Source organism: Streptomyces sp. PSU-S4-23 (genome assembly GCF_055632315.1).
The window spans coordinates 1,213,925-1,227,997 of record NZ_JBVMUU010000002.1 but is presented as its reverse complement, the minus strand read 5'-3'; the positions used below and the strand labels follow the sequence as shown (position 1 = coordinate 1,227,997).

Here is a 14,073-nt window from a genome sequence, read left to right as displayed (position 1 = left end):
ACACCTGTTGAACAGGTCATCGCGCTGATCGCGTCTCAACTTGATCAGGTGATCAGCGTATCCGCCGGCGCGGACATCCGTCGGCGGACGGCCCAGAAGCCGTCCGCCGACGGGCGCCCCCGCAGCGGGAGCCGACTACGAGGCTTCCTGCTCCTGTTTGCGGATCTTCTCCGCGACCTGCGGAGGCATCGGCTCGTGCCGCGCGTAGGAGCGGCTGAATCGCGCCGTGCCGTGCGAGAGGGAACGGAGGTCGACCGCGTACCGGCCGATCTCGATCTCCGGCACCTCGGCCCGTACGAGGGTGCGGCCGCCGCTGGTCTGCTCGGTGCCCAGCACCCGGCCGCGCCGCCCGGACAGGTCGCTCATCACGGCGCCGACGTAGTCGTCGCCGACGAGCACCGTCACCTCGGCGACCGGCTCCAGGAGGTGGATGGAGGCGTCGGCCGCCGCCTCGCGCAGAGCGAGGGCACCCGCCGTCTGGAAGGCGGCGTCGGAGGAGTCGACGGAGTGCGCCTTGCCGTCCAGGAGCGTCACCCGGACGTCGACGAGGGGATAGCAGGCGGCCACGCCCTTGGCCGCCTGCGCGCGGACGCCCTTCTCGACGGACGGGATGAACTGCCGGGGCACGGCCCCGCCGACGACCTTGTCGACGAACTCGACGCCGGAGCCGCCGGGCAGCGGTTCCACCTCGATCTCGCAGATCGCGTACTGGCCGTGCCCGCCGGACTGCTTCACATGGCGGCCCCGCCCCGCGGACCTGCTCGCGAACGTCTCCCGCAGGGAGACCTTGTGCGGCACCACGTCGACCTGGACGCCGTAGCGGCTGCGCAGCCGCTCCAGCGCGACGTCCGCGTGCGCCTCACCCAGGCACCACAGCACCACCTGGTGCGTGCCGGGGTTGTGTTCCAGCCGCATGGTGGGATCCTCGGCGACCAGCCGCGCCAGCCCCTGGCTGAGCTTGTCCTCGTCCGTCTTGCTGTGCGCCTGGATCGCGAGCGGCAGCAGCGGGTCGGGCATCTCCCAGGGCCGCATCAGCAGCGGGTCGTCCTTGGCCGAGAGGGTGTCCCCGGTCTCGGCCCGGCCCAGCTTCGCCACGCACGCCAGATCACCCGCGATGCAGTGCGTCAGCGGCCGCTGCTGTTTGCCGAACGGCGTGGACAGGGCGCCGATGCGCTCGTCGACATCGTGGTCCTCGTGCCCGCGGTCGGCCAGCCCGTGCCCGGACACATGCACCGTCTCGTCCGGACGCAGGGTGCCCGAGAACACGCGCACCAGGGAGACACGGCCCACGTACGGGTCGGACGACGTCTTGACGACCTCCGCCACGAGGGGCCCGTCGGGGTCGCACAGCTCGATCTCGCGGGGCTTGCCGTCCGGAGTGGTGACCGTCGGCGCCTCCGGCTCCAGCGGGGTCGGGAAGCCGCCGGTGATCAGCTCCAGCAGCTCCACCGTGCCGAGGCCCTGGCGGGCACCGTCGGCGGCGGGGGCGGCGGCCAGGACCGGGAAGAAGACCCCGCGTGCCACGGCCCGCTCCAGATCCTGCACCAGGATGCCGAGGTCGATCTCCTCGCCGCCCAGATAGCGGTCCATGAGGGTCTCGTCCTCGCTCTCGGCGATGATGCCCTCGATGAGCCGGTTGCGGGCCTCCTCGATCCCCGGCAGCTGCTCCGGGCCCGGCTCGGACTCCTTGCGCTCGCCGGTCGAGTAGTCGAACAGCTTCTGTGTCAGCAGCCCGGTCAGCCCGGTCACGGGGGCGTGCCCGTCGGGTCCCTGCGGACCGTGCAGCGGCAGATACAGCGGAAGCACCGCGTCCGGGTCGTCGGCTCCGAACGCCTCGGCGCAGACCCGGGTCATCTCCTCGAAGTCGGCCCGCGCGGCCTCCAGGTGCGTGATCACGATGGCGCGCGGCATGCCGACGGCCGCGCACTCCTCCCACACCATGCGTGTCGAGCCGTCGACCCCGTCGGAGGCGGAGACGACGAAGAGGGCCGCGTCCGCGGCGCGCAGACCGGCCCGAAGCTCCCCGACGAAGTCGGCGTATCCAGGGGTGTCCAGTAGGTTGATCTTGATCCCGTCCCATTCGACGGGAACCAGGGAGAGCTGTACCGAGCGCTGCTGCCGGTGCTCGATCTCGTCGTAGTCGGAGACGGTGCCGCCGTCCTCCACCCGGCCCGCCCGGTTCACCGCTCCCGCGGTCAGCGCGAGAGCCTCCACCAGAGTCGTCTTGCCCGATCCGCTGTGGCCGACCAGCACCACATTCCGTACGGACGCGGGGTGGTCGGCCGCCGTAGCCCTGCCGGCGGCTCCGGGGTGTGCGTTCGCCTTGTCGCCCATGGCCTTGCCTCCCGTGCACGGTGAGGTCACTGTGGGCGCGGGCGGCCGGCTCCGCGTGAGTGGCGGCTCCGACGGCGCCCGCGGTGTCTTCGAGCTTTGCACTCGTGTCACGGTGCGTCCATACGAAGGACGTGATCCCGACGCCGGAGCGTGCTCCGCGCCGCGATCCCGCCGTGACCCGGGCGCCACCAGGACGTGACACAGGGGCGCGGGTGCCCGCCCCTCGCGCACGCGCACCCGTGACTACGATGGGCCAGCCGGCGGCCAGCAGGGGCCGCGCGGCTCACCGACCGTCGGGAAGGCCATGCTGAACAAGTACGCGCGTGCATTCTTCACGCGTGTCCTCACACCGTTCGCCGCGTTTCTGATCCGCCGGGGCGTCAGCCCCGACACGGTCACGCTCCTCGGCACCGCCGGCGTGATCGCGGGCGCGCTGGTCTTCTACCCCCGGGGTGAGTTCTTCTGGGGCACGGTCGTGATCACCCTGTTCGTGTTCTCGGACCTCGTCGACGGCAACATGGCCCGCCAGCTGGGCCGCTCCAGCCGCTGGGGCGCCTTCCTGGACTCCACGCTGGACCGGGTCGCCGACGGCGCGATCTTCGGGGGCTTCGCCCTCTGGTACGCGGGCAACGGCGACGACAACGTTCTCTGCGCGGTCTCGATCTTCTGCCTGGCCAGCGGCCAGGTGGTGTCGTACACCAAGGCCCGCGGCGAGTCCATCGGCCTGCCCGTCGCGGTCAACGGGCTCGTCGAGCGCGCCGAACGCCTGGTGGTCTCGCTGGTCGCGGCCGGTTTCGCCGGACTGCACACGTTCGGCGTTCCCGGCATCCAGGTGCTGCTGCCGGTCGCGCTGTGGATCGTCGCCGTCGGCAGCCTGGTCACGCTGATCCAGCGGGTCGTCACGGTGCGCCGGGAGGCCGCCGAGGCGGACGCCGCGCAGGCGGAGACGAGCGAGAATGCCTCGCAGGGGAGCGAGGCGGCGAAGTGAGCGGCCGGTACGAGAGAGAGGCGGCGACGTGACCAGCCTCCAGGAGCGGCTGACGGACGGGCTCTACGGCCTCGGCTGGAGCACGGTCAAGACGCTGCCCGAGCCTGTCGCCACCCGGCTGGGCCGGACCATCGCCGATCTCGCCTGGAAGCAGGGCGGCAAGGGCGTGCGACGGCTCGAGAGCAACTACGCGCGCGTGCTGCCCGACGCGAGCCCGCAGCGCCTCGCCGAACTCACCCGGGCCGGCATGCGCTCGTACCTGCGCTACTGGATGGAGTCCTTCCGGCTCCCGGTGTGGAGCGAGCAGCGCATCAGGAGCGGCTTCGACCCGAAGGACCTGCACCACCTCACCGACGGACTGGCCGCCGGCCGGGGCGTCGTCCTCGCGCTGCCGCACCTGGCCAACTGGGACCTGGCCGGCGCCTGGGTCACCACCGCTCTGGGAATACCGTTCACGACGGTCGCCGAGCGCCTCCGGCCCGAGACGCTCTACGACCGGTTCGTCGCCTATCGCGAGGGCCTCGGCATGGAGGTGCTGCCGCACAACGGCGGCTCCGCCTTCGGCACCCTGGCGCGGCGGCTGCGGGACGGCGGGCTGGTCTGCCTGGTCGCCGACCGCGATCTGTCCGCCTCCGGCGTCGCGGTCGACTTCTTCGGAGAGACGGCCCGGATGCCGGCGGGACCCGCGCTGCTCGCCCGGCAGACCGGGGCGGTGCTGCTGCCGGTGACCCTCTGGTACGACGACTCGCCCGTCATGCGGGGCCGTGTGCATCCCCCGATCGAGGTACCGGCGACAGGCGACCGGGCCGAGAAGACGTCTGTCATGACACAGGCGCTGGCAGACGCCTTCGCCACGGGGATCGCCGAGCATCCGGAGGACTGGCACATGCTGCAGCGGTTGTGGCTCGCCGACCTGGATCCGGCGAAGGAACACGGCGAAGACGCCGGGAATCCCGCGAACGGCACGGAGAAAGATCCCGAGAAGGGGACCTCGTGAGGATCGGCATCGTCTGCCCGTACTCGTGGGACGTGCCGGGCGGCGTCCAGTTCCACATCCGCGATCTGGCCGAGTACTTCATCCGCCTCGGGCACGAGGTCTCCGTCCTCGCCCCCGCCGACGACGACACCCCCCTGCCGCCGTACGTGGTCTCGGCGGGCCGCGCCGTCCCGGTGCCGTACAACGGCTCCGTGGCCCGTCTGAACTTCGGCATCCTCAGTGCCGCCCGGGTCCGGCGCTGGCTGCACGAGGGCCGCTTCGACGTCATCCACATCCACGAGCCGACATCGCCGTCGCTGGGCCTGCTGGCCTGCTGGGCGGCGCAGGGCCCGATCGTGGCGACCTTCCACACCTCGAACCCGCGCTCCCGGGCCATGGTCGCCGCGTACGCGATCCTCCAGGCGGCGCTGGAGAAGATCAGCGCGCGGATCGCCGTGAGCGAGTACGCGCGGCGCACGCTCGTCGAGCACCTCGGCGGCGACGCGGTGGTCATCCCGAACGGCGTGGACGTCGACTTCTTCGCGCGGGCCGAGCCCAAGCCCGAGTGGCAGGGCGAGACGATCGGCTTCATAGGGCGCATCGACGAGCCGCGCAAGGGACTGCCGGTCCTGATGAGGGCGCTGCCCAGGATCCTGGCCGCCCGCCCCGGGACCAGGCTGCTGGTCGCCGGGCGGGGCGACGAGGAGGAGGCGGTGGAGAAGCTGCCCGCCGGACTGCGCCCGCGGGTGGAGTTCCTCGGCATGATCAGCGACGAGGACAAGGCGCGCCTGCTGCGCAGCGTCGACCTGTACGTGGCGCCCAACACCGGCGGCGAGAGCTTCGGGATCATCCTGGTCGAGGCCATGTCGGCGGGGGCGCCCGTGCTCGCCTCCGATCTCGACGCCTTCGCGCAGGTCCTGGACCGGGGAGCGGCCGGCGAACTGTTCGCCAACGAGGACGCCGACGCGCTCGCCGACGCGGCGATACGACTGCTGGGCGACCCGGAGCGGCGCGCCGAACTCCGGGCGCGCGGGAGCGCCCACGTACGGCGCTTCGACTGGTCGACGGTCGGGGCGGACATCCTGTCGGTCTACGAGACGGTGACGGACGGCGCGGCGGCGGTAGCGGCGGACGAACGCACGGGCCTACGGGCACGCCTCGGCCTGGCACGGGACTGAACCACGCGGCCGGTCGGCCGTACGAACACCGCCCGGCCGGCGCGACCGGCGCGGTCTCGGGCCCGGCAGAGGCCTGGGCCCGGCAGAGGCCTGGGCCCGGCGGGGTCTCGGGCCCGGCGGGGTCCACGTCCGGCCTGGGCTCCGGACCGGTGCCACGTCGGGCCGGTCGGGCGTTGCCGTCGGCCCCGCCGAGCACGCCCGGGCCTCACGGACGACGACCGCCGCGGCGTGCGGGCGGGAGCGCGTGCCGGGAATCGGCCGGTGGCGGCCGCCGGCCGTCGCACTCGGGCGGCCGGTCTCCGCGTCGCCGCCGGGACCCGGCCCGCCCGTCGCGGGCCCTGTGCGGCCTTCCGGAGCCCCGTGGTGGGCCCGGCGGTTGGGGAAGGGCACGGGCCCGGCCGGGCCCCGTCGGCGGCCCGGTAGCCTTGCCGCCCGTGACCGCAACCCTCATCTGGATCCTCGTCGCCCTCGTCGCGATCGGCCTCTATCTGAGCTGGACCGCGGGCCGCCTCGACCGGCTGCACTCCCGGATCGACGCGGCGCGCGCCGCGCTCGACGCGCAGCTGTTGCGGCGGGCCTCGGTCGCCCAGGAACTGGCCACCTCGGGGGTGCTCGACCCGGCCGCCTCGATCGTCCTCTACGAGGCCGCACACGCCGCCCGTCAGGCGGAGGAGGAGCAGCGGGAGGTCGCCGAGAGCGAGCTGAGCCAGGCCCTGAGGGCCGTCTTCGAGGAGGCGCAGCAGGTCGAGGCGGTCCGGGAGGCCCCCGGCGGGGAGGCGGCCGCGCGGGAGCTGACCGAGGCGGTGCGGAGGGTGCCGATGGCCCGGCGGTTCCACAACGACGCGGTGCGGGCGGCGCGGGCGCTGCGGCGCCACCGCAAGGTGCGCTGGTTCCGTCTCGCGGGCCACGCGCCCTTCCCGCTGGCGTTCGAGATGGACGACGAACCACCGGCGGCGCTGACGGACCGGCCGGCCGCCTGAGGACCGAGGCGGCCGGGCGCGTCCATGGGACCGGACCCGGGCGGAATCCGCAGGTCAGGGCTCCACGGCCGGGCAAAACGATCCACCGGCTTCCCATTGGCCCTTGCCGTGGCCTGCCTCCCTCCCGTTTCCTCGGTCCAGCAGCATTCCGCCTTCCCAGAGTGAGGTCGAAACCCCGTGTCCAGCACGCTCTCCTCCCCCCAGACCCCCGAGACCGGCACCGCCCGCGTCAAGCGCGGCATGGCCGAGCAGCTCAAGGGCGGCGTGATCATGGATGTCGTCACGCCGGAGCAGGCGAAGATCGCCGAGGACGCGGGCGCCGTCGCCGTCATGGCCCTGGAGCGGGTGCCGGCCGACATCCGCAAGGACGGCGGGGTGGCCCGCATGTCCGACCCGGACATGATCGAGGGCATCATCGGCGCCGTCTCCATCCCCGTGATGGCCAAGTCGCGGATCGGCCACTTCGTCGAGGCCCAGGTCCTGCAGTCGCTCGGCGTGGACTACATCGACGAGTCCGAGGTCCTCACCCCGGCCGACGAGGCCAACCACTCCGACAAGTGGGCCTTCACCACGCCGTTCGTCTGCGGCGCCACCAACCTCGGCGAGGCCCTGCGCCGCATCGCCGAGGGCGCCGCCATGATCCGCTCCAAGGGCGAGGCCGGCACCGGCAACGTCGTCGAGGCGGTCCGCCACCTGCGTCAGATCAAGGGCGACATCGCCCGGCTGCGCGGCCTCGACAACCACGAGCTGTACGCCGCCGCCAAGGACCTGCGTGCCCCCTACGAGCTGGTCAAGGAGGTCGCCGAGCTGGGCAAGCTCCCGGTGGTGATGTTCTCCGCCGGTGGCGTCGCCACCCCGGCCGACGCCGCCCTGATGCGCCAGCTCGGCGCCGAGGGCGTCTTCGTCGGCTCCGGCATCTTCAAGTCCGGCGACCCGGCCAAGCGCGCCGCCGCCATCGTGAAGGCCACCACCTTCTACGACGACCCCAAGATCATCGCGGATGCGTCCCGGAACCTCGGCGAGGCCATGGTCGGCATCAACTGCGACACCCTCCCGGAGAGCGAGCGCTACGCCAACCGCGGCTGGTGACGGCTGCCGCATCAGCGCACGAGGACATCACGTACATGACTGACGCACCTGTCATCGGCGTCCTGGCCCTCCAGGGCGACGTACGGGAGCACCTCATCGCCCTGGCCGCGGCCGACGCCGTGGCCAGGGCGGTGCGGCGCCCCGAAGAGCTCGCCGAGGTCGACGGCCTCGTCATCCCCGGCGGCGAGTCCACCACCATCTCCAAGCTGGCCGTCCTCTTCGGAGTGATGGAACCCCTCCGCGCGCGCGTGCGCGGCGGCATGCCCGTGTACGGCACCTGCGCGGGCATGATCATGCTCGCCGACAAGATCCTCGACCCGCGCTCGGGCCAGGAGACCGTCGGCGGCATCGACATGATCGTGCGCCGCAACGCCTTCGGGCGGCAGAACGAGTCCTTCGAGGCGTCGGTCGACGTCCGGGGCGTCGAGGGCGATCCTGTAGAGGGCGTCTTCATCCGCGCCCCATGGGTCGAGTCCGTCGGCGCCGGGGCGGAGGTGCTGGCCGAGTACGACGGCCACATCGTCGCCGTGCGCCAGGGCAACGCGCTCGCCACGTCGTTCCACCCGGAGCTGACCGGTGACCACCGTGTGCACGCCCTGTTCGTCGACATGGTGCGCGCCGGGCGGACACCGGAGTCCTTGTAGGATCTCTGGCGTTCCGTACAGAGATGGGTTACGCGAAGGAGACAGGCAGATGTCCGGCCACTCTAAATGGGCCACGACGAAGCACAAGAAGGCCGTGATCGACGCCAAGCGCGGCAAGCTCTTCGCGAAGCTGATCAAGAACGTCGAAGTCGCGGCGCGCATGGGCGGCGCCGACGTGGACGGCAATCCGACGCTGTACGACGCCGTGCAGAAGGCCAAGAAGCAGTCGGTGCCGAACAAGAACATCGACTCGGCGATCAAGCGCGGCGCGGGCCTGGAGGCCGGCGGTGCCGACTACGAGACGATCATGTACGAGGGATACGGGCCGAACGGCGTCGCGGTGCTCGTCGAGTGCCTGACCGACAACCGCAACCGTGCCGCCTCCGACGTCCGCGTCGCCATGACCCGCAACGGCGGCTCCATGGCGGACCCCGGCTCCGTCTCGTACCTGTTCAACCGCAAGGGTGTCGTGATCGTCCCCAAGGGCGAGCTGACCGAGGACGACGTCCTGGGCGCCGTGCTGGACGCCGGCGCCGAGGAGGTCAACGACCTCGGCGAGTCCTTCGAGGTGATCAGCGAGGCCACCGACCTGGTCGCGGTCCGCACCGCCCTGCAGGACGCCGGGATCGACTACGACTCCGCCGAGGCCAACTTCGTCCCGACCATGCAGGTCGAGCTGGACGAGGAGGGCGCCAAGAAGATCTTCAAGCTGATCGACGCGCTCGAGGACAGCGACGACGTGCAGAACGTCTTCGCCAACTTCGACGTCAGCGACGAGATCATGGAGAAGGCCAGCGCGTAGCGCTGCCGTGAACCGAACGGGCCGACGGGACGGTCACGCGTCCCCCGGCCCCCTCGTCGAGGGCCTCGTCCGCCCCTCCCTTCATGTCGGCCCGCCATGTCGGCCCGCCGCTTTGCCGGTCGTTGTCGGTGGCACCCGATAGCCTGCACGAACAGGTAGGCGAAGGGAGGGGCGCGTGCGCGTGTTGGGGGTGGACCCCGGGCTGACCCGATGCGGCGTCGGCGTGGTCGAGGGCGTCGCCGGCAGGCCGCTGACCATGCTCGGGGTCGGCGTGGTCCGCACGCCCGTGGACGCCGACCTGGGCCATCGCCTCGTCGCCGTCGAGCAGGGCATCGAGCGGTGGCTGGACGAGCACCGGCCCGAATACGTCGCCGTGGAGCGGGTGTTCAGCCAGCACAATGTGCGGACGGTGATGGGCACCGCCCAGGCCAGCGCCGTCGCCATGCTCTGCGCCGCCCGCCGTGGCATCCCCGTCGCCCTGCACACCCCCAGTGAGGTCAAGGCCGCCGTCACCGGCACGGGCCGCGCCGACAAGGCCCAGGTCGGTGCGATGGTCACCCGGCTGCTGCGGCTCGACGCGCCGCCCAGGCCCGCCGACGCCGCGGACGCGCTCGCCCTCGCGATCTGCCACATCTGGCGCGCGCCCGCCCAGAACCGACTCCAGCAGGCCGTCGCCCTGCACGCATCGAAAGGCCGTCCCGCATGATCGCCTTCGTCAGCGGCCCGGTCGCCGCCCTGGCCCCGGACTCCGCGGTGGTCGAGGTGGGCGGCATCGGCATCGCCGTCCAGTGCACCCCGAACACGCTGTCCGGGCTCCGCCAGGGCCACCCGACCAGGCTCGCCACCTCCCTGGTGGTCCGCGAGGACTCACTGACGCTGTACGGATTCGCGGACGACGACGAGCGCCAGGTCTTCGAGCTGCTGCAGACCGCGAGCGGCGTCGGCCCGCGCCTGGCCCAGTCGATGCTGGCCGTGCACACCCCGGACGCCCTGCGCCGCGCCGTGGCCACCGGCGACGAGAAGGCGCTCACCGCGGTTCCCGGCATCGGCAAGAAGGGTGCCCAGAAGCTGCTGCTGGAGCTGAAGGACCGGCTGGGCGAGCCGGTCGGCGCCCCCGCGGCCGGCACGGCGGTCTCCGTCGGCTGGCGCGACCAGCTGCACGCCGCGCTGATCGGACTCGGGTACGCGACCCGCGAGGCGGACGAGGCGGTCGCCGCGGTCGCCCCGCAGGCCGAGGCCGCCGAGGGCACCCCCCAGGTGGGGCGGCTGCTGAGGGCGGCCCTGCAGACACTCAACAGAGCGCGCTGACGGGCGCGGCTGCTCCAGGAACCCCGCGCCGGCCCCGCGCGGGGCGGCTCCCTCCTCGTACGAACCGACCGACCGCGACCCCGAGGCGCATACGATGAACTGGGACGACACGACCGGCACCCCCGCCCCCCAGCGGCTGGTAGGCCCTGTCGCCGACCGTGAGGACCAGGCCGTCGAGGCCGCCCTGCGACCGAAGGACCTGGACGAGTTCATCGGCCAGGAGAAGGTCCGCGAACAGCTCGACCTCGTGCTGCGCGCCGCCCGCGCGCGCGGCGCCACCGCCGACCACGTGCTCCTCTCGGGCGCCCCCGGCCTCGGCAAGACGACCCTCTCGATGATCATCGCGGCCGAGATGGGCGCCCCCATCCGCATCACCAGCGGCCCCGCCATCCAGCACGCCGGCGACCTGGCCGCGATCCTCTCCTCCCTGCAGGAGGGCGAGGTGCTCTTCCTCGACGAGATCCACCGCATGTCCCGGCCCGCCGAGGAGATGCTCTACATGGCGATGGAGGACTTCCGCGTCGACGTCATCGTCGGCAAGGGGCCCGGCGCCACCGCCATTCCGCTGGAACTGCCGCCGTTCACCCTGGTGGGCGCCACCACGCGGGCGGGTCTGCTGCCGCCCCCGCTGCGCGACCGCTTCGGCTTCACCGCGCACATGGAGTTCTACGAGCCCGCCGAGCTGGAGCGCGTCATCCACCGTTCGGCGAACCTGCTCGACGTCGAGATCGACCCCGACGGCGCCACCGAGATCGCCGGCCGCTCCCGGGGCACGCCCCGCATCGCCAACCGGCTGCTGCGCCGCGTCCGCGACTACGCACAGGTCAAGGCCGACGGGGTGATCACCCGCGAGATCGCGGCGGCCGCCCTCACCGTCTACGAGGTCGACGCCCGCGGTCTGGACCGTCTGGACCGGGCCGTCCTCCAGGCCCTGCTCAAGCTCTTCGGCGGTGGCCCCGTGGGCCTGTCGACGCTCGCGGTCGCCGTGGGGGAGGAGCGCGAGACCGTCGAGGAGGTCGCCGAGCCCTTCCTGGTGCGTGAGGGGCTGCTCGCCCGCACCCCGCGCGGTCGGGTGGCGACTCCGGCCGCCTGGGCGCACCTCGGCCTCACCGCGCCACGCGGGACCACCGGGGGAAACGGACAACAGGACCTGTTCGGGGCGTGACGGCGCGGGACTCGCACCGGCAGGAACCCGGGTGCCATGCTGAGCGTTGTTCCTTGCGTGCGGACTCCCTTAGACTCCGCCGATGCCGCCTTTGTGGGCGGTGCCGACCACCCCCATCCATCAGGCCGCCGATCGGGCGGTCGTGCGAAGGAAACTCCGTCCCGTGAATACCTTGACCCTCCTCCCCTTCATCGTGCTCATCGCGGCCATGTTCCTGATGACGCGCTCGGCCAAGAAGAAGCAGAACCAGGCCGCGGAGATGCGGAACCAGATGCAGCCCGGCTCGGGCGTCCGCACGATCGGGGGCATGTACGCGACGGTCAAGGAGGTCAACGAGGACACGGTCCTCCTTGACGCGGGCCCGGGCGTGGAACTGCTCTTCGCGAAGAACGCCATCGGCGCCGTCCTGACCGACGACGAGTACAACCGCATCGTCCACGGCATCGAGCACGACCTGAAGGCCGACACCACCGTGGTGCCGGACGACGCCTCCTCCCTCACCGAGACCGACGAGCCGGCCTCCGACGCCACGGCCGCCGCCTCCGACGCCACGGCCGCCGCCTCCGACGCCCAGACCGTCGACCTCGGTAAGAAGGACGCGGACGACGCGGCCGACGAGGTGGCCGACGCCAAGGCCGAGGAAGCGGAGCCGAAGAAGACCGACGGCGACTCCGACGCGAAGTAGTACCGCCCCGGGAAGCCGGCGCGGACCGCTCGCGCCGCGTGCCTCCCGGGACGCGTCGTTCGTGCACGGAGTCCCGACACCATGGCATGGCCGTCCGCGCGCCCACCCGGCGCCGGCCGGCCCGAGAGGGAGTACGAGAAGGTGGCAGCACCGAAGAAGGGCCGGAGCGCGGGTGCCCAGAGCAAGCCGGGGCGCTCGCTGGCCCTCATCCTGATCGCCATCGCGGCGCTCACCGGGGGAATGTTCGCCTCCGGACACACCACTCCGCGTCTCGGCATCGACCTGGCCGGCGGTACGAGCATCACGCTCCGGGCGGTCGCCGAGCCCGGCCAGGAATCCGCGATCAACAAGACCAACATGAACACCGCGGTCGACATCATGAACCGCCGTGTCAACGGTCTGGGCGTCTCCGAGGCCGAGGTCCAGACCCAGGGCGATCGCAACATCATCGTCAACATCCCCAAGGGCACGAACTCCAAGCAGGCGCAGGAGCAGGTCGGCACCACCGCCAAGCTCTACTTCCGCCCGGTCCTGGCCACCGAGGTCTCCGGCGCCGCCGCGACGGCCAGCCCGTCGCCGAGCGCCTCCGGCAGCTCCCCGAGCAAGGCCACCGGCAAGGCGAACCCGTCCGGGTCCCCGTCGGGCGTCGCCTCCCCGTCGGCGAGCGCCACCTCCCAGGGACGCGCGGTCACCGACGCCCTGAAGGCCGGCTCCTCGCCGTCCGCGACCGGCTCCTCCTCGCCGAAGGCTTCCTCCTCGCCGAAGGCGCCGTCCAGCCCCTCCCCGTCCGCGAGCAGCTCCGCCGGCGACTCGGCCGCCAAGCTCCAGGCGCAGTACGCGGCGCTCGACTGCACCGACAAGAAGGTCCGCGCCACCGCCGGCAAGAACGCCAAGCCCAGCGAGGCCACCGTGGCCTGCGGCCAGAACTCGCAGGGCCAGTGGCAGAAGTACGTCCTCGGCCCCGCGGCGGTCGACGGCACGGACGTCAAGAAGGCCCAGGCCGTCTACAACACCCAGACCGCCGCGGGCTGGACGGTCACCATGGACTTCACGTCCAAGGGCACCAAGAAGTTCGCGGACATCACCGGCCAGCTCGCGCAGAAGCAGTCTCCGCAGAACCAGTTCGCCATCGTGCTGGACGGCGAGGTCGTCTCCGACCCGTACGTCCGCGAGGCACTGACCGGCGGCAACGCGGAGATCTCCGGCAACTTCAAGCAGGAGGAGGCCCAGAGCCTCGCCAACATGCTCTCCTACGGCGCCCTCCCGCTGAGCTTCAAGGAGGACAGCGTCACCACGGTGACCGCGGCGCTCGGCGGTGAGCAGCTGCAGGCCGGCCTGATCGCGGGCGCGATCGGTCTCGCCCTGGTCGTCGTCTACCTGGTGGTCTACTACCGCGGTCTGTCGCTCATCGCCGTCGCCTCGCTGCTGGTCTCCGCCGTCCTCACCTACGTGATCATGTCGCTGCTCGGCCCGACCATCGGCTTCGCGCTGAACCTGCCGGCCGTCTGCGGTGCCATCGTCGCGATCGGCATCACGGCCGACTCGTTCATCGTGTTCTTCGAACGCATCCGGGACGAGATCCGCGAGGGCCGCTCGCTGCGCCCCGCTGTCGAGCGGGCCTGGCCGCGCGCGCGGCGCACCATCCTGGTCTCCGACTTCGTCTCGTTCCTGGCCGCCGCGGTGCTGTTCATCGTGACCGTCGGCAAGGTCCAGGGCTTCGCGTTCACGCTCGGTCTGACCACCCTGCTCGACGTGGTCGTCGTCTTCCTCTTCACCAAGCCGCTGATGACGATCCTCGGCCGTGGGAAGTTCTTCTCCAGCGGCCACAGCTGGTCCGGTCTCGACCCGAAGCGACTGGGTGCCAAGCCGCCGTTGCGCCGCACCCGCCGTCCCTCCGCCCCCGTCGACCCGAAGGAGGCGTGAG

Annotated in this window: 13 protein-coding genes; 12 read left to right on the top strand and 1 reads right to left on the bottom strand. The window is 72.1% G+C overall.

What is annotated here, in order from left to right:
• Positions 1-135: 135 nt before the first annotated feature.
• Positions 136-2,334: an elongation factor G-like protein EF-G2 gene (locus ACZ79I_RS06400; protein ID WP_471494933.1), complete on the bottom strand. Its 2,199-nt coding sequence runs from the start codon at positions 2,332-2,334 to the stop codon at positions 136-138.
• 304 nt (positions 2,335-2,638) lie between these two features.
• On the opposite strand from ACZ79I_RS06400, the gene pgsA reads away from it, so the two are divergent.
• The 12 genes from pgsA to secD all read left to right on the top strand — a co-directional run bounded on the left by pgsA (position 2,639) and on the right by secD (position 14,072).
• Positions 2,639-3,322, top strand: coding sequence for a phosphatidylinositol phosphate synthase (gene pgsA / locus ACZ79I_RS06395; protein ID WP_471494931.1), 684 nt, complete (start codon positions 2,639-2,641; stop codon positions 3,320-3,322).
• 28 nt (positions 3,323-3,350) lie between these two features.
• Entirely contained in the window at positions 3,351-4,319 is a 969-nt protein-coding gene (locus ACZ79I_RS06390; protein WP_471494929.1) for a phosphatidylinositol mannoside acyltransferase, read from the top strand.
• Complete coding sequence (locus tag ACZ79I_RS06385; RefSeq protein WP_471494927.1) at positions 4,316-5,476, top strand: glycosyltransferase family 4 protein; 1,161 nt, start codon at positions 4,316-4,318, stop codon at positions 5,474-5,476. The genes ACZ79I_RS06390 and ACZ79I_RS06385 overlap by 4 nt, the downstream gene beginning before the upstream one ends.
• Before the next feature lie 434 nt (positions 5,477-5,910).
• A complete protein-coding gene (locus tag ACZ79I_RS06380) occupies positions 5,911-6,456 on the top strand; it encodes a LemA family protein (RefSeq protein WP_471494925.1) in 546 nt (181 codons plus the stop codon).
• 177 nt (positions 6,457-6,633) lie between these two features.
• Entirely contained in the window at positions 6,634-7,545 is a 912-nt protein-coding gene (gene pdxS / locus ACZ79I_RS06375) for a pyridoxal 5'-phosphate synthase lyase subunit PdxS (protein ID WP_381085333.1), read from the top strand.
• Positions 7,546-7,580: 35 nt separating this feature from the next.
• A complete protein-coding gene (pdxT, locus tag ACZ79I_RS06370; RefSeq protein ID WP_471494923.1) occupies positions 7,581-8,189 on the top strand; it encodes a pyridoxal 5'-phosphate synthase glutaminase subunit PdxT in 609 nt (202 codons plus the stop codon).
• A 49-nt stretch (positions 8,190-8,238) separates the two neighbouring features.
• Positions 8,239-8,991 carry a YebC/PmpR family DNA-binding transcriptional regulator gene (locus ACZ79I_RS06365; RefSeq protein ID WP_471494921.1) on the top strand — a complete coding sequence of 251 codons (753 nt, stop codon included), beginning with the start codon at positions 8,239-8,241 and terminating at the stop codon, positions 8,989-8,991.
• A 175-nt stretch (positions 8,992-9,166) separates the two neighbouring features.
• Complete coding sequence (gene ruvC / locus ACZ79I_RS06360) at positions 9,167-9,697, top strand: crossover junction endodeoxyribonuclease RuvC (protein WP_381085342.1); 531 nt, start codon at positions 9,167-9,169, stop codon at positions 9,695-9,697.
• Positions 9,694-10,299, top strand: a complete 606-nt coding sequence (gene ruvA, locus ACZ79I_RS06355; protein ID WP_471494919.1) for a Holliday junction branch migration protein RuvA — start codon at positions 9,694-9,696, stop codon at positions 10,297-10,299. The genes ruvC and ruvA overlap by 4 nt, the downstream gene beginning before the upstream one ends.
• Before the next feature lie 94 nt (positions 10,300-10,393).
• Positions 10,394-11,464 (top strand): Holliday junction branch migration DNA helicase RuvB, encoded by a 1,071-nt coding sequence (ruvB, locus tag ACZ79I_RS06350; protein WP_471494917.1) that lies wholly within the window; start codon positions 10,394-10,396, stop codon positions 11,462-11,464.
• A gap of 163 nt (positions 11,465-11,627) precedes the next feature.
• Positions 11,628-12,149, top strand: coding sequence for a preprotein translocase subunit YajC (gene yajC, locus ACZ79I_RS06345; RefSeq protein WP_471494915.1), 522 nt, complete (start codon positions 11,628-11,630; stop codon positions 12,147-12,149).
• Positions 12,150-12,290: 141 nt separating this feature from the next.
• Positions 12,291-14,072, top strand: coding sequence for a protein translocase subunit SecD (gene secD / locus ACZ79I_RS06340; RefSeq protein ID WP_471494913.1), 1,782 nt, complete (start codon positions 12,291-12,293; stop codon positions 14,070-14,072).
• Position 14,073: the final 1 nt, after the last annotated feature.

What these genes read in the sequence shown, in the direction of transcription:
- ruvB (WP_471494917.1), top strand. Translation starts at nt 10,394, where the DNA reads ATGAACTGGGACGACACGACCGGCACCCCCGCCCCCCAGCGGCTGGTA.
- ACZ79I_RS06400 (WP_471494933.1), bottom strand. Translation starts at nt 2,334, where the DNA reads ATGGGCGACAAGGCGAACGCACACCCCGGAGCCGCCGGCAGGGCTACG.
- ruvA (WP_471494919.1), top strand. Translation starts at nt 9,694, where the DNA reads ATGATCGCCTTCGTCAGCGGCCCGGTCGCCGCCCTGGCCCCGGACTCC.
- pgsA (WP_471494931.1), top strand. Translation starts at nt 2,639, where the DNA reads ATGCTGAACAAGTACGCGCGTGCATTCTTCACGCGTGTCCTCACACCG.
- pdxT (WP_471494923.1), top strand. Translation starts at nt 7,581, where the DNA reads ATGACTGACGCACCTGTCATCGGCGTCCTGGCCCTCCAGGGCGACGTA.
- ACZ79I_RS06365 (WP_471494921.1), top strand. Translation starts at nt 8,239, where the DNA reads ATGTCCGGCCACTCTAAATGGGCCACGACGAAGCACAAGAAGGCCGTG.